The organism is Pseudoalteromonas sp. KAN5, from assembly GCF_022846535.1.
GTDB classification, from domain to species: domain Bacteria; phylum Pseudomonadota; class Gammaproteobacteria; order Enterobacterales; family Alteromonadaceae; genus Pseudoalteromonas; species Pseudoalteromonas haloplanktis.
Window position 1 is genome coordinate 2,142,909 of record NZ_AP025589.1, and the last position, 26,703, is coordinate 2,169,611.

General features: G+C 49.7%; 1 protein-coding gene. It reads right to left on the reverse strand.

From position 1 onward, the window contains the following. Positions 1-65: 65 nt before the first annotated feature. The gene (locus tag KAN5_RS09680; protein WP_244389611.1) at positions 66-26,594 is read right to left on the reverse strand and encodes an Ig-like domain-containing protein; all 26,529 of its coding nucleotides are present in this window, start codon (positions 26,592-26,594) and stop codon (positions 66-68) included. Positions 26,595-26,703: the final 109 nt, after the last annotated feature.

Genomic DNA, 26,703 nt, shown 5'->3' on the forward strand with positions numbered 1-26,703 from the left:
AACCACAAAATAAATACAATAAAGCGCGAGACAACCCGCGCTTTATTTTGCTCACCATGCGATCATTAGCTATCGATTTGGTTATTGCCGCTTTCTATTAGTTTCTTAATCATTTCCTCTGATTGATTTTGTACATCAAGCGCCGGCTCTGCTGATGTTGATGTATCACCATTGAAAGCAATACTGCTTTCTTCGCTCACAGAATCTAAGGCTAACAAATCAGTCTGTTCAACATCGCTCAATACATCATTGATTGTTAACTCAACTGGCTCAACAAGGTTACTGCTAGCGGCATCACTTTCTAATATATGGCTTAAATCGATGCTTTCAGCCATTACAACAGGCTCCGCCATTAGATTTGCTTGCGCGACTTCTGACTCAGTTTGTTGTTCCGCGATAAGTTCAATACCAAATGTATTCTCACTTTCTGGCGCTGTATTAGTCACCGCTAGCTCGGGCTCATTTCCTTGCTCTATAACATTGTTCAATATGTCCCTCACTAAGTAATTGCCAGCGTCATCCACTGTTACAAACCGATAATCTAACCAGGATCCCAAATCAAGCACAGAAAGTAACGCTGACCACTGACCTAAAGCATTGGGCTGGACCTCAAAACCACCTTCTAACACATCAATATCAAGTAAACCCAAACCAAGTAAATTTGCCCCTACTACATAAACACTACTGCCTTCTTCAACGGTTCCTTCTGCAGTAAGGCCAATACCTAATATTCCCCAGTAATAGTTAGTTACTTCAAAAGCGACAGGCGTAGTATCAACGATTAGGCCAGCAGCCGAAGCCGTACCTATATTCCCAGCTTCATCACTTACTTGCGCTATAACGGTATAATTAGCATCACTTAAGCTCACATTCGATGAGATACTCCAATTACCCGAACCATTGGTTGTTGTGGTCACTTCCACCTGGCTGGAGCCGTTATCAAATATTACCGTGATATCGGCATTAAACTCATTTGATGTACCCGTTATCAAAGGTGTTGTATCGGCGGTTAGAATTAATCCTCCAGTAATTGCAATAACAGGTTGAACCGTATCTATAATGCCTGTAGCTGTTGATGTTGTTGTATTACCCAGTGCATCGGCGGCACTTACTGCAACAGTATAATTACCATCACTCAATACTTTTGTTGCTTCAGCACTCCAACTACCATCAGCATTTGCCGTTGTTGTCAGGGTTTGCGAGCTGCCCGCACTATCAGTAATTAATATTGTCAATAAAGTAGCTAATGGTGCATTACTAATTGTGCCACTAATTAATGGTGTCCAATCATTGGTAATTACCGGCGCAGTTACTACAATAACCGGCCCTGTATAATCCATATTGAGTGTAATCGTATCATTACTACTGTTACCCGCTGTATCCGTTATCACAGCTGTAACCTGAGCATCACCTTCAGCAAGCGCTGAGGTTGCAGCAACACTCCAGCTACCATTAGCAAGGACTTGTGTTGATAAAACCTGTGTAGCACCGCTACTATCGACTATTGTTACCTCAACAACAGAGCCTAGAGATGCATCAACAGTAGTTCCTGAAATTAACGGTGTTGAATCAGCCGAAGATAATGCAGAAGTAATTTCAAGTATTGGTGCTGTTAAGTCAATAACAAGTGAAGCTGAACTTGATGACGTGAGTCCGGTCTCAGTAACACTGGCTGTTACGGTGTAAGTTCCTTCTAACAACACTTGAGGGACATCAATAGTCCACACACCTGCGTTTAAAGTTGTGGTAAAGCTTTGCACCTCACCACTTACATTACTGATCACCAAATTAATGATACTTGTATCTGGTGCGTCACTCGTGCCGCTAATTGTAGGTGTAGTATCGTTTGTAGCTGCTAATGGAGTGATGCCAATGCTAGGAGCACTGGTATTAAGCACCCCTGTCGCGCTTAGAGATACACCAATATTGCCAGCTAGATCAGTAACTGAGGCAACAACACTAATAACACCATCCGCTAAACTATCAGGAACACCAACAACCCAGCTACCATCTGCAAGCACTTCAGTTGTATAACTATAAACTTGAGAACTATCCGTTACTGTAACATTGATCACAGTACCTACTGGCTCATCACTGCTACCAGTAATTGTAGGTGTTGCGAGGTTTATTGTGCCTATTGCATTTACAGTCACAACTGGTGTTATCGTGTCTATCTCACCAGTTGTTGTCGCGCTTGACGTGAGCCCTGCAGCATCAATAATTGATGCCGTTACAGTGTAACCACCTTCAGGCAGCGTATTTGCCTGCACTTGCCAATCACCATTAATGTCAACCAACGCTGTTAAAGCATGAGTATCGCCATTACCATCAACAATTATGACTGAAACTGTACTACCCTGCGCTTCATCACTTGTTCCTGTGATTATTGGGGTGGCATCATTCGTAAGCCCTTGGCTGGTCACCGTAATATTTGGAGCGACTGTATCTATAGTGATACTGCCAGTACGAGTAACTGTGTTACCCGCTTGATCTGCTATCGTTGCAGTGACAGTATAAGTACCATCGATTAGTGTCCCAGCTGCCACTTGCCACAAACCAGTTGCTGCAACCGTTGCTGTTAAAGTTTGCCCGTCTATGGTTACAGTGACCTCGCCACCGGTTAAGTTGCTCGTGCCACTAATTAGTGGTGTATCATCACTGGTGATCGCTGTTGCATTAAGCACTAAGCTTGGTGCGGTGGTATCAATAACACCATTGGCCGTTTGCTCTGTTAGGTTACCAACTCCATCGCGAACACTCGCTTTAACGGTGTACTGTCCATCACCTAAACTTTGCGGTACATTAACCGACCAACTACCATTTGCTTGCACGGTCGCAGTAAAGGTTTGTGTCGCCACTCCTTGTCCAGTGACCAATAGTGTTACTTGTGCGCCTTCACCTAAATCAGTGGTACCGCTAATAGTTGGTGTGCTATCCATTGTTAATGTGGGGATAGATAACGTAAGTTCGGGCGCTGTATTATCAAAATCTAAAGTACTAATGGTGGTTGTATTTCCCGCAGCATCAGTTGCAGATGCTTCAACATGAGCAAGTGTCAGTAGTGATACAGATAAATTTAATACTCTCCAATCACCATTTGCGTCAACTGTTGCGGTATAAGGTAGGCCTATTACACCTCCAATTAAATGATTTGTTATGGTCACCACACTCCCTTGCGGTAGATCTGAAGTACCTGACAATGAAACCAAGTTACCAAGTAAAAATGAGGGGACAATCGCAAGTTCAGGCGGCGTAATATCTATTTCTCCCCCAGTCTTACTATCTTCTCCCTGATTACCTGCTATATCAGTGATCATTGCTTTCACTGAGTAAACACCTTCGGCTAAGGCCGTATTTGCAGCGGCTTGCCAATCACCTTGATCATCGGTAGTGACAGTTACAACATGCTTGATACCATCTGCATCTGTAAAAGTAACCTCAACACTGGCATTTGCTTCATCGGATGTACCACTAATAAGTGGTGTTGTATCTTGTGTTAAAACTAAACTACTTTGATTGATTGTGATCTCTGGGTTAATACTATCAATAACAGCGTTAGCCGTTTGTTGCCCAGCATTACCCGCAGTATCGGTGACCACTACAGTCACAGTAAAAGCCCCTTCAGCAAGAGTCTGAGCAGCTTCAACCTGCCATGTTAAGTCCGCAGCAAGTGTTGTATTGATTGTATGACTAGTGCCTTGTGCATCAACAAAAGTAACTGCAACTGTGTTTCCTGCCACGGCATCTAAGGCAGCCCCTGTAACAACTGGAGTTTTATCTGCTGTAGTAGTTAATGGATCAAGCAACACTGTCGGTGCGGTTAAATCTATTACACCTGTTGTTTGAGCTAAATTGCTATTACCAGCGATATCTGTGATTGTAGCTGCAATGCTGTAATTCCCCTCAGCAAGCTCACTGCCAAGCGCTACAGACCATGACCCATTGGCTTTGACTGTAGCCTGAGCTGATTGCTCTGTACCAGCACTGTCGGTGACCAACAACGCAACGACTGTGCCTTGCGCTGCATCTGATGTACCACTAATTAATGGCGTTGTATCATTGGTAATACTTGGTGTGTTAATGGCTAATGTTGGTGCGGTTAAGTCTATCGCTAAACTTGTACTAGATGAGCCAGTTAAGCCATCCTCACTAACACTAGCACTCACTGTGTAACTACCTTCAACAAGTGCATCATTTACCTCAATAGTCCATTGCCCGGCCGCAGCCTGAGTAGTCAATGTTTGTATCACAACACCTGCAGAAATAATCTCAATCGTTACATCAGTACCATCTCTGGCATCTGTGCTGCCAGAAATAGTCGGTGTGGTATCCATCGTCGGTTGTAAACTAACAATCGAAATAGTTGGCGCATTGGTATCTAATATTGCGTTACCAGTAGTCGAGGCTTGATTACCAGCAGCATCACTCACGTTAGCCGTAATAGTAATTGCACCATCATCTAAGGCGTCAATAATTTGTACTGACCAACTGCCATCCGCTTGTACAACGGCACTTAGTTGATAACTGTTTGAGTCATCACTGACATTGACCGTCACCGTTGCGCCGATTTCATCACTACTGCCAGAAATGATTGGCGTATTGTCATTAAATGTACCTAGTCCATCTAAAGTTAAAGTTGGATCTAATGTATCAACAGTGCCGTTACCTTGCGCTGTGCCGCTATTGTTAGCAGCATCAGTGATAGTTGCCGTGACAGTGTAATCACCATCAGCAATATCAGCGGCTGGACTTGCTGAGTAACTGCCATCGGCTTGCACTTGCGCTGTAAATTGCTGACTATCACCATTAGCATCAACCAGAACGATAACAACTTCAGTGCCTTGTGGCTCTGTTGAAGTACCTGAAATGGTCGGGGTTGCATCATTCGTTACACCGGGACCTGTCAGAGTCAATACCGGTGCGATGCTATCAATCGATAATGTGGCAGATGCCGTTTGTTGATTACCAGCAGCATCAGTAATGCTCACTTCGACAGGGTAATCACCATCACCCAATGCTGTTGGAATTGTGACCTGCCACGTTCCATCACTTGCAACCGTTGCTTGTAGAGTTTGCCCATTAACCACTACAGATACTTCACCACCAATTTCATTACTACTACCGGTGATAGTTGGTGTTGCATTAGCTGTTGGTTGTAGATTGTCTATCAGTAAACTCGGTGCGACACTATCAACTACGCCGGTGGTTTGCTCTGTTGTTAAATTACCAACGCCATCACGCACTGAGGCACTAACGGTGTAGGTTCCCTGTGCAATAGCTTGCGGCACTGATACAGACCAAGTTTGATCAGCTTGTACCACTGCGGTAAATACTTGACTGACATTATCACTATCAACCACAGTCAAGTTGATAACTGTGCCTTCGCCCATATCTGTGTCACCTGAAATGACTGGGGTTGTGTCATTACTCAATGCATCAACACTGACAGTTAAAGTAGGTGCAGTGTTATCAAAGTCGAGTGTACTGACCGTACTCGTATTCCCTGCTGCATCGGTTGCGCTGGCTGTCACATACGCAAGATTTAGTAATGGCACCGTTAGGTTAAGCAATTGCCAGTTACCATTTTCATCTGTGGTTGCTGTATAAGTTGCACCTATCAGCCCACCAACTAAATTCTCTGTGATGGTAATAGTACTGCCAGCGGGTAAATCTGAATCACCAGATAGCGACACCAAATTACCAAGCAAGAACGAAGGTATAATTCTCAGATCTGGGGCAACGGTATCCACCACGCCATTGTCAGTAGCGCTGCCAGTGTTGCCGGCTGCATCACTGAGGCTGGCGGTGACTGTGTAAGCGCCATCAAGCAATGGTTGCGCAGCTTCGGCGCTCCAATTGCCACTGCCATCGGTTTGCACTGTCACTGTATGGCTGCCATTGCTATCGGTGAAGGTAATCGCGATATCACTGTTCGCTAAATCCGATGTACCGGTCACTACTGGCGTATTGTCGTTGGTTAATGCCGGTGCATCAATGCTGACGGTTGGCGCTTGTGTGTCTATCATGCCAGTTGCGCTATCGCTGCCGATATTGCCTGCGGCGTCGGTGACACTCACATTGACTGTGTACTCACCTTCGGCTATCGCGTTACTGGCCTCCACGGACCAATTGCCTGCGGCATCCGTTGTCGCTGTCGCGCTTTGGACTGCCCCATTGGCGCCAATGAGTGTCACGCTCACTTGCGTGCCCGCTGGCACGCCACTGCTTTGGCCACTAATGAGCGGGGTCACATCACTGCTGTCTGCCAGCGCATTCACGCTAATAACTGGCGCAGTTAAATCGATGACTCCTGTTACACTTGCGCTGGCGGGGTTCCCTGCTTGATCTGAAACACTCGCTGTCACCGTGTACGTCCCTTCTGCTAATGCGTCCATGGCTGGAACTGACCAGGTGCCGTTTGGTGACATTTGTGTGGTGACTGTGTGTGAATTTCCTTCTGCATCATTAAACACCAGCGTGACGGTGCTCCCTTGTGGCGCACTGGCTGTGCCGCTGATGGTCGGGGTGGTATCGTTACTGTCTGCCGGTGGAGTGATCGTTATATCCGGCATCGTGGTATCGATGATCCCTGTCGCTGTGGCCGTGCCTTCATTACCCGCGATATCTGCCACGGTGGCGGTAACGCTAAAGTCGCCTTCGGCGAGCGCTGTATTCGCGGTAACACTCCACGTATTCCCTGAGACTGTGGTTTGCAGGGTCTCGGCGGGATTAATGCCGTCATTTATCACCACGGTGACAACACTGCCATCAGGTGCACTGCTGGTGCCATTTATGGTCGGTGTGGTGTCGTTGGTTTCGCCAATGACATTGATGGTAACACTCGGGGCTAAGGTGTTGAGTGTGAAGTTATCGGTGGCACTGTTGTTATTGCCTGCTGCATCGCTGACGCTGGCAACCACGGTATAATCATCATCAGCAAGCACCGGCGCGGTGACCGCCCACTCGCCATTACTATCAACCGTGGCACTGAGTGAGGTGACGGTGCCGCTGCTGTCGGTGACGGTGAGGCTGATCACTGTCCCTTGTGGCTCTGATGAAGTACCACTGAGTGTTGGGGTGTCATCATTGATTGCCCCAAGGTTATTAATGCTGATCAGCGGATCAAGGGTGTCTAAACGGCCGGTGCCGGTGTCACTGCCGGTGTTGCCCGCGGCATCCGTGATGCTGGCTGTCACGGTATAGCCGCCATCAGGTAAGCTTGGCGCTGTAACCTGCCATGAGCCATCTTCTTGAACGGTGGCGCTTAACCCATAACTGTCGCCATTGGCATCATCTATCCTGATACTGACCACGGTGCCCGCAGGCTCGGTTGAGGTGCCTGTGATTGTCGGCGTGGCGTTATTGCCCAGGCCATTATCATTAACAGTCACACCCGGCACTGACGTATCAATATTACCGGTTAAGGCAAGTTGCGTGTCATTTCCTGCCGCATCAGTGATGCTTGCATCCACGCTATAGTCGCCTTCACTGAGGCCATTAGGAACTTCAACTGACCATTGGCCATTGCTTTGTACTGTTGCAGTCAGGGTTTGTGCAACCCCGTTTGCATCTGTGACAACTAAGGTGACTGTGCCGCCGATTTCATTACTTGTGCCACTGAATACTGGGGTGACATCTTTACCATCTCCGACCCCTTGCACAGTGAGGCTCGGCGCGGCGGTGTCAATCACGCCGCTAATTGAGTCGCTGGTTTCGTTGCCGACCCCGTCGCTAACACTCACATCAATCGTAAATTCACCATCGGGTAATGGGGTGGTTGGGCTGATTGCCCACTCACCATTGGCATCCACTATGGCGGTGACGGTTTGCGTATTACCGTCTTTATCGGTGACTAACACGGTCACCGCAGCGCCTTGCCCCGCATCCGTTGTGCCGCTGACTTCTGGGGTATTATCGTTGCTAAGTGTATCCACATTCACGGTTAAAGTCGGCGGTGTACCATCAAAATCAAGCGAGTTAATCGTGCGTATATTACCTGCTTCATCGCTGGCACTGGCGGTCACGGAGGCCACACTCAGTAATGGAATGGTTAAACCGAGTAGACTCCAATCACCATTGGCATCGGTGGTTGTGGTGTAGGTTGCCCCAATACCGCCGCCGAGTAAGTTTTCGGTGATGGTGATTGTGCTACCCGCTGGTAAATCGGAAGTGCCGGTGAGGGTCACGAGTTGCCCAAGCAAGAAGGTGGGCACAAAGGCAAGCGCTGGCGGTATGGTATCCACCACGCCGTTGTCAGTAGCGCTGCCAGTGTTGCCGGCTGCATCGCTGAGGCTGGCGGTGACTGTGTAAGCGCCATCAAGCAATGGTTGCGCAGCTTCGGCGCTCCAATGACCACTGCCATCGGTTTGCACTGTCACTGTATGACTGCCATTGCTATCGCTGAAGGTAATGGCGATATCACTGTTCGCTAAATCCGATGTACCGGTTACTACTGGGGTATTGTCGTTGGTTAATGCCGGTGCATCGATGCTGACGGTTGGCGCTTGCGTGTCTATCATGCCCGTTGCGCTATCGCTGCCGGTGTTGCCTGCGGCGTCGGTGACACTCACATTGACTGTGTACTCACCTTCGGCTATCGCGTTACTGGCCTCTACGGACCAATTGCCTGCTGCATCCGTTGTCGCTGTCGCGCTTTGGACTGCCCCATTGGCGCCAATGAGCGTCACGCTCACTTGCGTGCCCGCTGGCACGCCACTGCTTTGGCCACTGATGAGCGGGGTCACATCACTGCTGTCTGCCAGCGCATTCACGCTGATAACTGGCGCAGTTAAATCGATGACTCCTGTTACACTTGCGCTGGCGGGGTTCCCTGCTTGATCTGAAACACTCGCTGTCACCGTGTACGTCCCTTCTGCTAATGCGTCCATGGCTGGAACTGACCAGGTGCCGTTTGGTGACATTTGTGTGGTGACTGTGTGTGAATTTCCTTCTGCATCATTAAACACCAGCGTGACGGTGCTCCCTTGTGGCGCACTGGCTGTGCCGCTGATGGTCGGGGTGGTATCGTTACTGTCTGCCGGTGGAGTGATCGTTATATCCGGCATCGTGGTATCGATGATCCCTGTCGCTGTGGCCGTGCCTTCATTACCCGCGATATCTGCCACGGTGGCGGTGACGCTAAAGTCGCCTTCGGCGAGCGCTGTATTCGCGGTAACACTCCACGTATTCCCTGAGACTGTGGTTTGCAGGGTCTCGGCGGGATTAATGCCGTCATTTATCACCACAGTGACAACACTGCCATCAGGTGCACTGCTGGTGCCATTTATGGTCGGGGTGGTGTCGTTGGTTTCGCCAATGACATTGATGGTAACACTCGGGGCTAAGGTGTTGAGTGTGAAGTTATCGGTGGCACTGTTGTTATTGCCTGCTGCATCGCTGACGCTGGCAACCACGGTATAATCATCATCAGCAAGCACCGGCGCGGTGACCGCCCACTCGCCATTACTATCAACCGTGGCACTGAGTGAGGTGACGGTGCCGCTGCTGTCGGTGACGGTGAGGCTGATCACTGTCCCTTGTGGCTCTGATGAAGTACCACTGAGTGTTGGGGTGTCATCATTGATTGCCCCAAGGTTATTAATGCTGATCAGCGGATCAAGGGTGTCTAAACGGCCGGTGCCGGTGTCACTGCCGGTGTTGCCCGCGGCATCCGTGATGCTGGCTGTCACGGTATATCCGCCATCAGGTAAGCTTGGCGCTGTAACCTGCCATGAGCCATCTTCTTGAACGGTGGCGCTTAACCCATAACTGTCGCCATTGGCATCATCTATCCTGATACTGACCACGGTGCCCGCGGGCTCGGTTGAGGTGCCTGTAATTGTCGGCGTGGCGTTATTGCCGAGGCCATTATCATTAACAGTCACACCCGGCACTGACGTATCAATATTACCGGTTAAGGCAAGTTGCGTGTCATTTCCTGCCGCATCAGTGATGCTTGCATCCACGCTATAGTCGCCTTCACTGAGGCCATTAGGAACTTCAACTGACCATTGGCCATTGCTTTGTACTGTTGCAGTCAGGGTTTGTGTCACCCCGTTTGCATCCGTGACCACTAAGGTGACTGTGCCGCCGATTTCATTGCTTGTGCCACTGAATACTGGGGTGACATCTTTACCATCTCCGACCCCTTGCACAGTGAGGCTCGGCGCGGCGGTGTCAATCACGCCGCTAATTGAATCGCTGGTTTCGTTGCCGACCCCGTCGCTAACACTCACATCAATCGTAAATTCACCATCGGGTAATGGGGTGGTTGGGCTGATTGCCCACTCACCATTGGCATCCACTATGGCGGTGACGGTTTGCGTATTACCGTCTTTATCGGTGACTAACACGGTCACCGCTGCGCCTTGCCCTGCATCCGTTGTGCCGCTGACTTCTGGGGTATTATCGTTGCTAAGTGTATCCACATTCACGGTTAAAGTCGGCGGTGTACCATCAAAATCAAGCGAGTTAATCGTGCGGATATTGCCTGCTTCATCGCTGGCACTGGCGGTCACGGAGGCCACACTCAGTAATGGAATGGTTAAACCGAGTAGACTCCAATCACCATTGGCATCGGTGGTTGTGGTGTAGGTTGCCCCAATACCGCCGCCGAGTAAGTTTTCGGTGATGGTGATTGTGCTACCCGCTGGTAAATCGGAAGTACCGGTGAGGGTCACGAGTTGCCCAAGCAAGAAGGTGGGCACAAAGGCAAGCGCTGGCGGTATGGTATCCACCACGCCATTGTCAGTAGCGCTGCCAGTGTTGCCGGCTGCATCACTGAGGCTGGCGGTGACTGTGTAAGCGCCATCAAGTAATGGTTGCGCAGCTTCGGCGCTCCAATGACCACTGCCATCGGTTTGCACTGTCACTGTATGGCTGCCATTGCTATCGGTGAAGGTAATCGCGATATCACTGTTCGCTAAATCCGATGTACCTGTTACTACTGGGGTATTGTCGTTGGTTAATGCCGGTGCATCGATGCTGACGGTTGGCGCTTGCGTGTCTATCATGCCCGTTGCGCTATCGCTGCCGGTGTTGCCTGCGGCGTCGGTGACACTCACATTGACTGTGTACTCACCTTCGGCTATCGCGTTACTGGCCTCCACGGACCAATTGCCTGCTGCATCCGTTGTCGCTGTCGCGCTTTGGACTGCCCCATTAGCGCCTATGAGTGTCACGCTCACTTGCGTGCCCGCTGGCACGCCACTGCTTTGGCCACTGATGAGCGGGGTCACATCACTGCTGTCTGCCAGCGCATTCACGCTGATAACTGGCGCTGTTAAATCGATGACTCCTGTTACACTTGCGCTGGCGGGGTTCCCTGCTTGATCTGAAACACTCGCTGTCACCGTGTACGTCCCTTCTGCTAATGCGTCCATGGCTGGAACTGACCAGATGCCGTTTGGTGACATTTGTGTGGTGACTGTGTGTGAATTTCCTTCTGCATCATTAAACACCAGCGTGACGGTGCTCCCTTGTGGCGCACTGGCTGTGCCGCTGATGGTCGGGGTGGTATCGTTACTGTCTGCCGGTGGAGTGATCGTTATATCCGGCATCGTGGTATCGATGATCCCTGTCGCTGTGGCCGTGCCTTCATTACCCGCGATATCTGCCACGGTGGCGGTAACGCTAAAGTCGCCTTCGGCGAGCGCTGTATTCGCGGTAACACTCCACGTATTCCCTGAGACTGTGGTTTGCAGGGTCTCGGCGGGATTAATGCCGTCATTTATCACCACAGTGACGACACTGCCATCAGGTGCACTGCTGGTGCCATTTATGGTCGGTGTGGTGTCGTTGGTTTCGCCAATGACATTGATGGTAACACTCGGGGCTAAGGTGTTGAGTGTGAAGTTATCGGTGGCACTGTTGTTATTGCCTGCTGCATCGCTGACGCTGGCAACCACGGTATAATCATCATCAGCAAGCACCGGCGCGGTGACCGCCCACTCGCCATTACTATCAACCGTGGCACTGAGTGAGGTGACGGTGCCGCTGCTGTCGGTGACGGTGAGGCTGATCACTGTCCCTTGTGGCTCTGATGAAGTACCACTGAGTGTTGGGGTGTCATCATTGATTGCCCCAAGGTTATTAATGCTGATCAGCGGATCAAGGGTGTCTAAACGGCCGGTGCCGGTGTCACTGCCGGTGTTGCCCGCGGCATCCGTGATGCTGGCTGTCACGGTATATCCGCCATCAGGTAAGCTTGGCGCTGTAACCTGCCATGAGCCATCTTCTTGAACGGTGGCGCTTAACCCATAACTGTCGCCATTGGCATCATCTATCCTGATACTGACCACGGTGCCCGCGGGCTCGGTTGAGGTGCCTGTAATTGTCGGCGTGGCGTTATTGCCGAGGCCATTATCATTAACAGTCACACCCGGCACTGACGTATCAATATTACCGGTTAAGGCAAGTTGCGTGTCATTTCCTGCCGCATCAGTGATGCTTGCATCCACGCTATAGTCGCCTTCACTGAGGCCATTAGGAACTTCAACTGACCATTGGCCATTGCTTTGTACTGTTGCAGTCAGGGTTTGTGTCACCCCGTTTGCATCCGTGACCACTAAGGTGACTGTGCCGCCGATTTCATTGCTTGTGCCACTGAATACTGGGGTGACATCTTTACCATCTCCGACCCCTTGCACAGTGAGGCTCGGCGCGGCGGTGTCAATCACGCCGCTAATTGAATCGCTGGTTTCGTTGCCGACCCCGTCGCTAACACTCACATCAATCGTAAATTCACCATCGGGTAATGGGGTGGTTGGGCTGATTGCCCACTCACCATTGGCATCCACTATGGCGGTGACGGTTTGCGTATTACCGTCTTTATCGGTGACTAACACGGTCACCGCTGCGCCTTGCCCTGCATCCGTTGTGCCGCTGACTTCTGGGGTATTATCGTTGCTAAGTGTATCCACATTCACGGTTAAAGTCGGCGGTGTACTATCAAAGTCTGTTGAGTTAATCGTGCGGATATTGCCTGCTTCATCGCTGGCACTGGCGGTCACGGAGGCCACACTCAGTAATGGAATGGTTAAACCGAGTAGACTCCAATCACCATTGGCATCGGTGGTTGTGGTGTAGGTTGCCCCAATACCGCCGCCGAGTAAGTTTTCGGTGATGGTGATTGTGCTACCCGCTGGTAAATCGGAAGTGCCGGTGAGGGTCACGAGTTGCCCAAGCAAGAAGGTGGGCACAAAGGCAAGCGCTGGCGGTATGGTATCCACCACACCATTGTCAGTAGCGCTGCCAGTGTTGCCAGCTGCATCGCTGAGGCTGGCGGTGACGGTGTAAGCGCCATCAAGCAATGGTTGCGCAGCTTCAGCGCTCCAATGACCACTGCCATCGGTTTGCACTGTCACTGTATGGCTGCCATTGCTATCGGTGAAGGTAATCGCGATATCACTGTTCGCTAAATCCGATGTACCTGTTACTACTGGGGTATTGTCGTTGGTTAATGCCGGTGCATCGATGCTGACGGTTGGCGCTTGCGTGTCTATCATGCCCGTTGCGCTATCGCTGCCGGTGTTGCCTGCGGCGTCGGTGACACTCACATTGACTGTGTACTCACCTTCGGCTATCGCGTTACTGGCCTCCACGGACCAATTGCCTGCTGCATCCGTTGTCGCTGTCGCGCTTTGGACTGCCCCATTAGCGCCTATGAGTGTCACGCTCACTTGCGTGCCCGCTGGCACGCCACTGCTTTGGCCACTGATGAGCGGGGTCACATCACTGCTGTCTGCCAGCGCATTCACGCTGATAACTGGCGCTGTTAAATCGATGACTCCTGTTACACTTGCGCTGGCGGGGTTCCCTGCTTGATCTGAAACACTCGCTGTCACCGTGTACGTCCCTTCTGCTAATGCGTCCATGGCTGGAACTGACCAGATGCCGTTTGGTGACATTTGTGTGGTGACTGTGTGTGAATTTCCTTCTGCATCATTAAACACCAGCGTGACGGTGCTCCCTTGTGGCGCACTGGCTGTGCCGCTGATGGTCGGGGTGGTATCGTTACTGTCTGCCGGTGGAGTGATCGTTATATCCGGCATCGTGGTATCGATGATCCCTGTCGCTGTGGCCGTGCCTTCATTACCCGCGATATCTGCCACGGTGGCGGTAACGCTAAAGTCGCCTTCGGCGAGCGCTGTATTCGCGGTAACACTCCACGTATTCCCTGAGACTGTGGTTTGCAGGGTCTCGGCGGGATTAATGCCGTCATTTATCACCACAGTGACGACACTGCCATCAGGTGCACTGCTGGTGCCATTTATGGTCGGTGTGGTGTCGTTGGTTTCGCCAATGACATTGATGGTAACACTCGGGGCTAAGGTGTTGAGTGTGAAGTTATCGGTGGCACTGTTGTTATTGCCTGCTGCATCGCTGACGCTGGCAACCACGGTATAATCATCATCAGCAAGCACCGGCGCGGTGACCGCCCACTCGCCATTACTATCAACCGTGGCACTGAGTGAGGTGACGGTGCCGCTGCTGTCGGTGACGGTGAGGCTGATCACTGTCCCTTGTGGCTCTGATGAAGTACCACTGAGTGTTGGGGTGTCATCATTGATTGCCCCAAGGTTATTAATGCTGATCAGCGGATCAAGGGTGTCTAAACGGCCGGTGCCGGTGTCACTGCCGGTGTTGCCCGCGGCATCCGTGATGCTGGCTGTCACGGTATATCCGCCATCAGGTAAGCTTGGCGCTGTAACCTGCCATGAGCCATCTTCTTGAACGGTGGCGCTTAACCCATAACTGTCGCCATTGGCATCATCTATCCTGATACTGACCACGGTGCCCGCGGGCTCGGTTGAGGTGCCTGTAATTGTCGGCGTGGCGTTATTGCCGAGGCCATTATCATTAACAGTCACACCCGGCACTGACGTATCAATATTACCGGTTAAGGCAAGTTGCGTGTCATTTCCTGCCGCATCAGTGATGCTTGCATCCACGCTATAGTCGCCTTCACTGAGGCCATTAGGAACTTCAACTGACCATTGGCCATTGCTTTGTACTGTTGCAGTCAGGGTTTGTGTCACCCCGTTTGCATCCGTGACCACTAAGGTGACTGTGCCGCCGATTTCATTGCTTGTGCCACTGAATACTGGGGTGACATCTTTACCATCTCCGACCCCTTGCACAGTGAGGCTCGGCGCGGCGGTGTCAATCACGCCGCTAATTGAATCGCTGGTTTCGTTGCCGACCCCGTCGCTAACACTCACATCAATCGTAAATTCACCATCGGGTAATGGGGTGGTTGGGCTGATTGCCCACTCACCATTGGCATCCACTATGGCGGTGACGGTTTGCGTATTACCGTCTTTATCGGTGACTAACACGGTCACCGCTGCGCCTTGCCCTGCATCCGTTGTGCCGCTGACTTCTGGGGTATTATCGTTGCTAAGTGTATCCACATTCACGGTTAAAGTCGGCGGTGTACCATCAAAATCAAGCGAGTTAATCGTGCGTATATTACCTGCTTCATCGCTGGCACTGGCGGTCACGGAGGCCACACTCAGTAATGGAATGGTTAAACCGAGTAGACTCCAATCACCATTGGCATCGGTGGTTGTGGTGTAGGTTGCCCCAATACCGCCGCCGAGTAAGTTTTCGGTGATGGTGATTGTGCTACCCGCTGGTAAATCGGAAGTGCCGGTGAGGGTCACGAGTTGCCCAAGCAAGAAGGTGGGCACAAAGGCAAGCGCTGGCGGTATGGTATCCACCACGCCGTTGTCAGTAGCGCTGCCAGTGTTGCCGGCTGCATCGCTGAGGCTGGCGGTGACTGTGTAAGCGCCATCAAGCAATGGTTGCGCAGCTTCGGCGCTCCAATGACCACTGCCATCGGTTTGCACTGTCACTGTATGACTGCCATTGCTATCGCTGAAGGTAATGGCGATATCACTGTTCGCTAAATCCGATGTACCGGTTACTACTGGGGTATTGTCGTTGGTTAATGCCGGTGCATCGATGCTGACGGTTGGCGCTTGCGTGTCTACTACGCCACCATTTTCACTATCCGTGGCTGTATTGCCTGCCGCATCGGTGATGCTGGCATCCACTTGGAATGCGCCTTCTGCAAGTGGTGTGGGTACATCCACCGCCCAAGTGCCATCGGCCAATACTGTCGCGGTTAAGATTTGCACCGCGCCAGTGGCATCGGTCACGGTTAGATTAACAACCCCACCAATTTCATCACTGCTACCGGTAATGGTAGGCGTGGTATCGCTTGTAGCTGCAAGCGGAGCAATATCAAAACTCGGCGCTTGAGTGTCTATTAAACCGCCATTTTCTGCGTCTGAACCTGTATTACCCGCGGCATCAGTTACTGAAGCTACAACCACAAAACTGCCTTCAGCTAATGCTGTTGTAGCCGATATTGACCAAGTGCCATTAGCCTTAACTGTGGTGGTGACTGTTTGATTTGCTCCATTTGCATCAGTGATCACTAACGTCACTTGTGCCCCAGCTCGCGCATCCGTTGTGCCGCTGATAGTAGGGGTTGTATCATTGGTTTCTGCAAGCTGATTGATCTCGATAACAGGTGCAATTGTATCTATTACCCCTTGTGTATTTGCAGTGCCTGTATTTCCTACCACTGTAACATCCGCTCTCACCGTAAAATCTCCTTCGGCAAGAGGTTGAGTAGCCGTTACAGACCAAACCCCAGCTAAGACTTGTGCAGTTAGGATCTCTGGTGCATTAACACCATCATCAATCGTTACTGTAACGAGTGTATTGTCAGGTGCATTACTTGTTCCTGAAATAATAGGTGTTGCGTCATTAGTATTACCAATCTCATTAATTGCAATACTGGGGGCTGTGGTATTGAGCGTGAATGAACTTTGCGCAGTTGTGGTATTTCCTGCTGTATCAGACACTGTAGCACTGACAGTATAATCATCTTCAGCGAGTGTAGGCGCAGTCACGGACCAATTACCGCTAGCATCTACTGTGGCTGATAGTACTGTGTCATTACCACTGCTATCTGTGACAACAAGATTAATAATCGTCCCTTGTGGCTCTGACGATGACCCATTAATACTGGGTGTTGCATCATTAATAGTGCCTAAATTATTGATTGTTAATAATGGTGCTTGAGTATCTATATTACCCGAACCTGAAGCGCTTCCCGTATTACCCGCTGCATCTGTAATACTAGCATTTACTGTGTATCCACCATCAGGTAGGCTCGGCGCTACTACTTGCCAACTACCACCTGCTTGCACGACTGCAATTAGTGAATAATTATCGCCATTACTATCAGTAATAATCACATTAACTAAGGTGTTTTCAGGCTCTGTTGATGAACCACTGATACTAGGCGTTGCATCATTACCAAGACCATTATCATTTACAGTAAGAACAGGCACTAAGGTATCTATGTTGCCAGTTAATGACAGTGACGTTTCATTACCCGCATCATCCGTAATAACCGCAACGACAGTGTAATCCCCTTCGGCAAGTCCATTGCGAACTTCAACTGACCAGCGGTTATCGGCACCTACGGTTGCCTCTAATGTTTGCTCAACACCATTCGCATCAGTCACCGTGAGTATAACTTTGCCCCCAACTTCGTTGCTGGTACCGCTAAATACAGGTGTAACATCTTTGCCATCCCCGACACCCTGAACAGTAAGTGTCGGCGCAACTGTATCAATCACCCCACTGACTGACTCAGTTGCTTCGTTACCCACACCATCTCTAACACTTACATCAACCGTAAACCCACCATCGGCTAAAGGAGTTGTTGGACTGATTACCCAGTCACCACTGGCATCTACAGTAGCTGTTAATACTTCGCTGTTACCATCTTTATCTGTGACCACTACAGTCACACTTGCCCCTTGCCCTGCATCCGTTGTGCCACTAATTGCTGGGGTATTATCATTACTAAGCGTATCAACGCTAACGGTTAAAGTCGGTGGCGTGCTATCAAAATCTGTTGAGTTAATCGTGCGTATATTGCCTGCTTCATCGCTGGCACTGGCGGTAATTGAGCTGAGTGTTAACAGTGGGATACTGAGACCTGCCAATGACCAGTTACCCGCCGCATCGGTGGTCGCTGTGTAATTGATCACCCCACCGCCGAGTAAGTTTTGAGTGACAGTAACAGTGCTGCCCGCTGGTAAATCGGAAGTACCGTTGAGGGTCACGAGTTGCCCTAGCAAGAAGGTGGGCACAAAGGCAAGCTCTGGCGGTATGGTATCCACCACACCATTGTCAGTAGCGCTGCCAGTGTTGCCTGCTGCATCACTAAGAGTGGCGGTTACTGTATAAGCGCCATCAAGTAATGGTTGCGCAGCTTCAGCGCTCCAATTACCACTGCCATCGGTTTGCACTGTCACTGTATGACTGCCATTGCTATCGCTGAAGGTAATGGCGATATCACTGTTCGCTAAATCCGATGTACCGGTCACTACTGGGGTATTGTCGTTGGTTAACGCCGGTGCATCAATGGTGACTGTTGGCGCTTGCGTGTCTACTACGCCACCATTTTCAGTGTCGCTGGCAGTATTGCCTGCTGCATCGGTGACACTGGCATCCACTTGGAAAGCGCCTTCTGCAAGAGGTGTGGGGACATCCACCGACCAAGTGCCATCAGCAAGCACAGTCGCCGTTAAAGTTTGCACCGCGCCATTCGCATCGGTCACGGTTAGATTAACAATACCGCCTATTTCATCACTGCTACCGGTGATGGTCGGTGTGGTATCGCTTGTATCAGTTAATGGATCAATATCAAAGCTCGGCGCTTGCGTGTCAATCACCCCACCATTTTCACTATCCGATGCAGTATTACCTGCCGCATCAGTGATGCTGGCATCCACTTGGAATGCGCCCTCAGCAAGTGGGGTGGGTACATCCACCGCCCAAGTGCCATCAGCAAGCACAGTCGCTGTTAAAGTTTGCACCGCGCCAGTGGCATCGGTCACGGTTAGATTAACAATACCGCCAATTTCATCACTGCTACCGGTGATGGTCGGTGTGGTATCGCTCGTAGCTGCAAGCGGATCAATATCAAAGCTCGGCGCTTGCGTATCGATTACCCCACCATTCTCAGTGTCGCTGGCAGTATTGCCCGCCGCATCGGTGATATTGGCATCCACTTGGAATGCACCTTCTGCAAGTGGTGTGGGTACATCCACCGCCCAAGTGCCATCGGCCAATACTGTCGCGGTTAAGGTTTGCACCGCGCCATTCGCATCTGTGACAGCAATTGTAACAATACCGCCAATTTCATCACTGCTACCGGTGATGGTAGGCGTGGTATCGCTTGTAGCTGCAAGCGGATCAATATCAAAACTCGGCGCTTGCGTGTCAATCACGCCACCATTTTCAGTGTCGCTTGCAATATTACCTGCCGCATCGGTGACGCTGGCATCCACTTGGAATGCGCCCTCAGCAAGGGGGGTGGGTACATCCACCGACCAAGTGCCATCAGCAAGCACAGTCGCCGTTAAAGTTTGCACCGCGCCATTCGCATCTGTGACAGCAATTGTAACAATACCGCCAATTTCATCACTGCTACCGGTGATGGTCGGTGTGGTATCGCTTGTAGCTGCAAGCGGATCAATATCAAAGCTCGGCGCTTGCGTGTCAATCACCCCGCCATTTTCACTATCCGATGCAGTATTACCTGCCGCATCAGTGATGCTGGCATCCACTTGGAATGCGCCCTCAGCAAGTGGGGTGGGTACATCCACCGACCAAGTGCCATCAGCAAACACAGTCGCCGTTAAAGTTTGCACCGCGCCATTCGCATCTGTGACAGCAATTGTAACAATACCACCAATTTCATCACTGCTACCGGTAATGGTAGGTGTGGTATCGCTTGTATCTGCCAATGGATCAATATCAAAGCTCGGCGCTTGCGTGTCAATCACCCCACCGTTTTCACTATCCGATGCTGTATTGCCCGCCGCATCGGTGACACTGGCATCCACTTGGAATGTGCCTTCTGCAAGGGGTGTTGGTACATCCACAGACCAAGTGCCATCGGCCAATACTGTCGCGGTTAAGGTTTGCACCGCGCCAGTGGCATCGGTCACGGTTAGATTAACAACCCCACCAATTTCATCACTGCTACCGGTGATGGTCGGTGTGGTATCGCTTGTAGCTGCAAGCGGATCAATATCAAAACTCGGCGCTTGCGTGTCAATCACCCCGCCATTTTCGCTATCCGATGCAGTATTACCCGCCGCATCGGTGACACTGGCATCCACTTGGAATGCGCCTTCTGCAAGTGGTGTGGGTACATCCACAGACCAAGTGCCATCAGCAAGCACAGTCGCTGTTAAAGTTTGCACCGCGCCAGTGGCATCGGTCACGGTTAGATTAACAACCCCACCAATTTCATCACTGCTACCGGTAATGGTAGGCGTGGTATCGCTTGTATCAGCTAATGGATCAATATCAAAACTCGGCGCTTGCGTGTCAATCACGCCACCATTTTCACTATCCGATGCAGTATTACCTGCCGCATCAGTGATGCTGGCATCCACTTGGAATGCGCCCTCAGCAAGTGGGGTGGGTACATCCACCGACCAAGTGCCATCGGCCAATACTGTCGCTGTGAGATTTTGTACTGTACCATTCGCATCTGTTACAGCAATTGTAACAACCCCACCAATTTCATCACTGCTACCGGTAATGGTAGGCGTGGTATCGCTTGTATCAGCTAATGGATCAATATCAAAACTCGGCGCTTGCGTGTCAATCACGCCACCATTTTCAGTGTCGCTTGCAGTATTACCTGCCGCATCCGTCACGCTGGCATCCACTTGGAATGCGCCTGCTGCAAGGGGGGTGGGCACATCCACCGACCAAGTGCCATCGGCCAATACTGTCGCTGTGAGATTTTGTACTGTACCATTCGCATCTGTGACAGCAATTGTAACAATTCCACCGATTTCATCACTGCTACCAGTGATAGTAGGCGTGGTATCGCTTGTATCTGCCAATGGATCAATATCAAAGCTTGGCGCTTGCGTGTCAATCACCCCGCCATTTTCACTATCCGTGGCTGTATTGCCTGCCGCATCAGTGATGCTGGCATCCACTTGGAATGCGCCCTCAGCAAGTGGGGTGGGTACATCCACCGACCAAGTGCCATCAGCAAGCACAGTCGCCGTTAAAGTTTGCACCGCGCCATTCGCATCTGTGACAGCAATTGTAACAATACCGCCAATTTCATCACTGCTACCGGTGATGGTCGGTGTGGTATCGCTCGTTTCAGCCAGTGGGTTAATATCAAAAACAGGAGCTTGGGTATCGATTACCCCGCCATTTTCGCTATCCGATGCTGTATTACCCGCCGCATCAGTGACACTGGCATCCACTTGGAATGCGCCTTCTGCAAGTGCTGTGGGTACATCCACCGACCAAGTGCCATCGGCCAATACTGTCGCTGTGAGATTTTGTACTGTACCATTCGCATCTGTTACAGCAATTGTAACAATTCCACCGATTTCATCACTGCTACCGGTAATGGTCGGTGTGGTATCGCTCGTAGCTGCAAGCGGATCAATATCAAAACTCGGCGCTTGCGTGTCTACTACGCCACCATTTTCAGTGTCGCTTGCAGTATTACCTGCCGCATCGGTGACACTGGCATCCACTTGGAATGCGCCCTCAGCAAGGGGGGTGGGTACATCCACCGACCAAGTGCCATCAGCAAGCACAGTCGCTGTTAAAGTTTGCACCGCGCCAGTGGCATCCGTCACGGTTAGGTTAACAATACCGCCAATTTCATCACTGCTACCGGTGATGGTCGGTGTGGTATCGCTTGTATCAGTTAATGGATCAATATCAAAACTCGGCGCTTGCGTGTCAATCACCCCACCGTTTTCACTATCCGTGGCTGTATTGCCTGCCGCATCGGTAACGCTGGCATCCACTTGGAATGCGCCTTCTGCAAGTGGTGTGGGTACATCCACCGCCCAAGTGCCATCAGCAAGCACAGTCGCCGTTAAAGTTTGCACCGCGCCAGTGGCATCCGTCACGGTTAGGTTAACAATACCGCCAATTTCATCACTGCTACCGGTGATGGTCGGTGTGGTATCGCTTGTAGCTGCAAGCGGATCAATATCAAAGCTCGGCGCTTGCGTGTCAATCACGCCACCATTTTCACTATCCGATGCAGTATTACCTGCCGCATCAGTGATGCTGGCATCCACTTGGAATGCGCCCTCAGCAAGTGGGGTGGGTACATCCACCGACCAAGTGCCATCAGCAAGCACAGTCGCCGTTAAAGTTTGCACCGCGCCATTCGCATCGGTCACGGTTAGATTAACCATACCACCAATTTCATCACTGCTACCGGTAATGGTAGGTGTGGTATCGCTTGTACCTGCCAATGGATCAATATCAAAACTCGGCGCTTGCGTGTCTACTACGCCACCATTTTCAGTGTCGCTTGCAATATTACCTGCCGCATCGGTGACACTGGCATCCACTTGGAATGCGCCCTCAGCAAGGGGGGTGGGGACATCCACCGACCAAGTGCCGTCGGCCAATACTGTCGCTGTGAGATTTTGTACTGTGCCATTCGCATCTGTTACAGCAATTGTAACAATACCACCGATTTCATCACTGCTACCGGTGATGGTCGGTGTGGTGTCGCTCGTTTCAGCCAGTGGGTTAATATCAAAGCTCGGCGCTTGCGTGTCGATTACCCCGATAGCTTGCGCATCACTTGTTAAACCATCAACGGTAACGCTTGCTGCTACAGTAAACTGCCCTTCTGCAACCGTATTTTGTGCTTCAACACTCCAAACACCTGCAGTGACTGTTGTGGTAAGAGTTTGGTTACTGTTATTACTATCAGTGATCACCACTGTAATAATGCTGCCATCTGGCGCATCGGATGCGCCACTAATAATTGGCGTTACATCATTACTATCTGCAATTGTATCTATGCTCAGACTCGGCGCATTATCATTTAAAATAAAACTGCTATTTGCCGTTGCCTGATTGCCCGCAGCATCAGTAATATTAGCAACAACAGCAATAGTGCCATTTTGCAATGCAGTAGGCACTTCCACCGACCAACTACCGTCCCCATTTACTATCGCGGTCAAGTTTTGTGAATTTGCACCATCATTTACAACCAAGTTTACAACACTGCCCACGGGCTCGCTTGTTTGGCCGCTGATTGTTGGGGTTGTATCATTCACTGTACCTAAATTATCAATAGTTAATGTTGGTGCTGTTGCATCAACAACCCCGGTAGCTGACACTGTACTTTGATTACCGAAAGTATCTGCAACGCTTGCTGTAACAGTAAAGTCACCATCAGATAGCGCGTTATCAGGACTAATAGACCAGCTACCATCAGCGCCTACAACGGCTAACAGCGTTTGTGTAATGCCACTGCTATCCGTTACTAATACTGTTACAACGCTGCCTGTATCAGTATCACTAGTACCGCTAATCAATGGGGTTGTATCACTGGTGAGTTGATCAAAATCCAACGTTAATACTGGACTTGTATTATCAAATGCACCTAATTCAGTATCTGTTCCTGTGTTTCCAGCAACGTCTGTTACAGATGCTGTGATAGTAAACTCACCTATCGCAACAGGAGTTGTTACAGCAAAGGACCAATTACCATTGGCATCAGTTGAAGCAGAATAGGTTTGACTATTGTTTTGTGAATCGGTGACAACAACTGTAACTATACTGCCTGATGCCGCACCTTGACTGGTTCCAGAAATCACTGGTGTAGCGTCATTAATATCCCCAACAGTGTCTATTAATATTATCGGTGCAGTAGTATCAACAATACCCGTAATAGCTGCATTGGCTGTATTACCAAAACTATCAGTTACCATCGCCGTAACGCTAAACTCACCTTCAGCTAAATCCAGTGATGGTGTAACAGACCAATTACCATTAGCATCAACTGAAGTTAACAGTGTTTCGGTTTGACCATTAATATCCGTAATAATAACTTGTACTTGATCGCCAGCAGCAGCATTTAATGTATTACCTGTCAGCTCTGGGGTGGTGTCATTTGTCTCACCAACAATATTTATGTTTATTGATAATAAACTGAGATCAATCAGTCCCGTAGTAGAGTCTGATGCTTGATTACCAGCCGTATCAGCAACCGTTGCCACAACTGAATATTGCCCTTGTGCTAAACTGTTTGGTACCTCAACCGCAAAGCTGCCATCATTTAAAGTTTGTGTTGCAAATGTTTGCTGCACACCATTAGCATCAACCACAACAATAGCCACCAGCGTGCCATTAGCAACACCTTGTACTTGACCTGTAATAATGGGGGTATCATCTGCCGAATCCACCAAGGTATCTAAATTTATGAGTGGAGCAGTTATATCAATTAAACCATCACTGGTGTCGCTGGCCTGATTACCCGCATTATCACTGACTGTTGCGGTAATAGTAAATTCACCTTCAGCCAAGGCTGTAGTTAGCTCAACTTGCCAAGTATTAGTTGTGTTTACAACTGCCGTTAGTATTTGTTGAACACCGTTATTGTCTACGACTGTAACTGTGATCGTGCTACCAATATCAACGCCTGATACCGTTCCTGTAATTACAGGTGTCGTATCATTACTATCTGCAAAAGCGTCAATATTAATTATAGGTGCAGTGATATCAACATCGCCTATTGCGCTATCTTGTGCTGAATTGCCTGCCGTATCTTGGGTTTGAGCGATAACATTAAACTGCCCTTGTGCGAGTGCATTTACTACCGATACGCTCCAACTACCATCACTCGCCGTTATAGTATTAAATACCTGTACTGCACCAGTACTGTCTGTCACTGTAACAGTAACGTTGCTACCTGCTGATAAGCCTTGACTGACCCCGGAAATATCTGGAGTTTGATCGTTTGTATCTGCAATAGCATTAATGCTAATCAAAGGTGGGGTTAAATCAATATTTCCCGTTGTTGTCGCCGTGCTGCTGTTACCTGCCTCATCACTTACACTTGCAGCAACAGTATAATCACCTTCAGCTAATGCAATACTAGGCTCTAGTTGCCAGTTTCCAGCCGCGTCAGTGACGGTAGTTAGTGTTTGTTGATCGCCATTACTATCAGTAATCACTAAGGTCACTGTCGTGCCAGCATTAACACCCAATGTCGTTCCACTTATAGTAGGTGTTGTATCGTTACTTTGTGCGAGTGCATTAATAGTAATAATCGGCGCAGTTGTATCTATTAAACCTACTTCTGTAGCACTTGCTGTATTACCTGCACTGTCTGCCACAGTTGCAGTTACAGTAAATTCACCCTCTACAAGCGTACCAGTTACCTCTGTAGACCAACTACCACCAGCTGTTACCGTCGCTGTTAAGGTTTGTGTTGCACCGTTACTTGCGACAACAGTTATTGATACAAGTGTACCGATGGCCACACCATTTACCGATCCAGTCAATGTAGGAGTAACATCATTGGTATCTGCAATAACATCAATCGCTATGATAGGGGCTGTTAAATCAATGGTGGCAGTGGCTTGCGCATTGCCTTCATTCCCAGCATCGTCAACAACACTAGCTTGGACATTATAAGGGCCCTCTGCTAGTGCTGCTGTTGTAATTGCCCAATTGCCTTGAGGATCAAGCTGGGTAATAAATGTTTGCACTTGCCCGGCGCTATCAGTCACCGTCAGTACCACATCATCGCCTGTATCTAAGCCCACAACAGAGCCTGTAATTGTTACTACAGGCGAAGCAGAGTCAGTTAATGTCGCAATACTGACCAGCGGCGCTGTGGTATCTATATTGGCTGTAATTGTGTCTGAAACTGGCTCACCATCAGGACCCGTTACTGTTACATCTACAACAATTGGGCCATCAGGTAATGGCTCAATTGTAGGTGAGGTAAACGTGCCATCTGGTTGTACAATCACTGTAATGGTTTGTACATTATCTAATGCATCTGTGATAGTGATTAATACTGTTTCACCGGCCAAGTTGCTCGATGTTCCTGAAATAACTGGCTGTGGATTATTTATTAGACCAAGCTCATTCAACGCTAAACTACCAATTAATGCGGTCTCTGGGAGCACCCCATCGGTGGTATCACGAACAGCGAAAATACCATCATTACTCGCCTCAAAACTATCATCAAAAGAAAGGCTATTTGGATCTACAGATTCAGCAATACGAGCTAATTCTACAAAGGAAGTACCACCACCAGAGCCAGCAGCAGCGTTACCACCCGCAGCAGTCGCTTCCAAGTTATCCAATATATCCCCGCCACTTTCAAGGGCATTTAAAAAATCACTAACATTATCAGTTAACGATGAAGCTTCTGTCGTTGACGTTGGATCCGGTTGGTTTAAACTTGCAATAGCATCATCAATACTATCATCGAAAATGGTGGTTTCTGAGCTATCTCTTGCGGCATCAGCAACCAAATCAGGTGTAATTTGCACTCGCTGATTAGCTGGAATAGCAAGCGATATTCCTTTTACATCAATCAATAATGACGAATTAGCTGCGGTGATCACAATATCGCCAACGGTAATTGTGTCCCCTAGTGACAACGCCTTAATAGAGCCGTCTTCTAAAACGATCCCAACAGAGCCCTGTATATCTATGATTAGTAATTGATTTGCGTCCATTTTGCTACCTGCATCATTCGAAATTAAACCTTTGTATGACTAAATTTAGAACAGCACAGTAAAAAGGACACTGGACTAAAGTACAGGTAACAAAACTTAAATTAATATT

Coding starts and splice junctions, on each gene's coding strand:
- KAN5_RS09680 (WP_244389611.1), bottom strand. CDS start 26,594: ATGGACGCAAATCAATTACTAATCATAGATATACAGGGCTCTGTTGGG.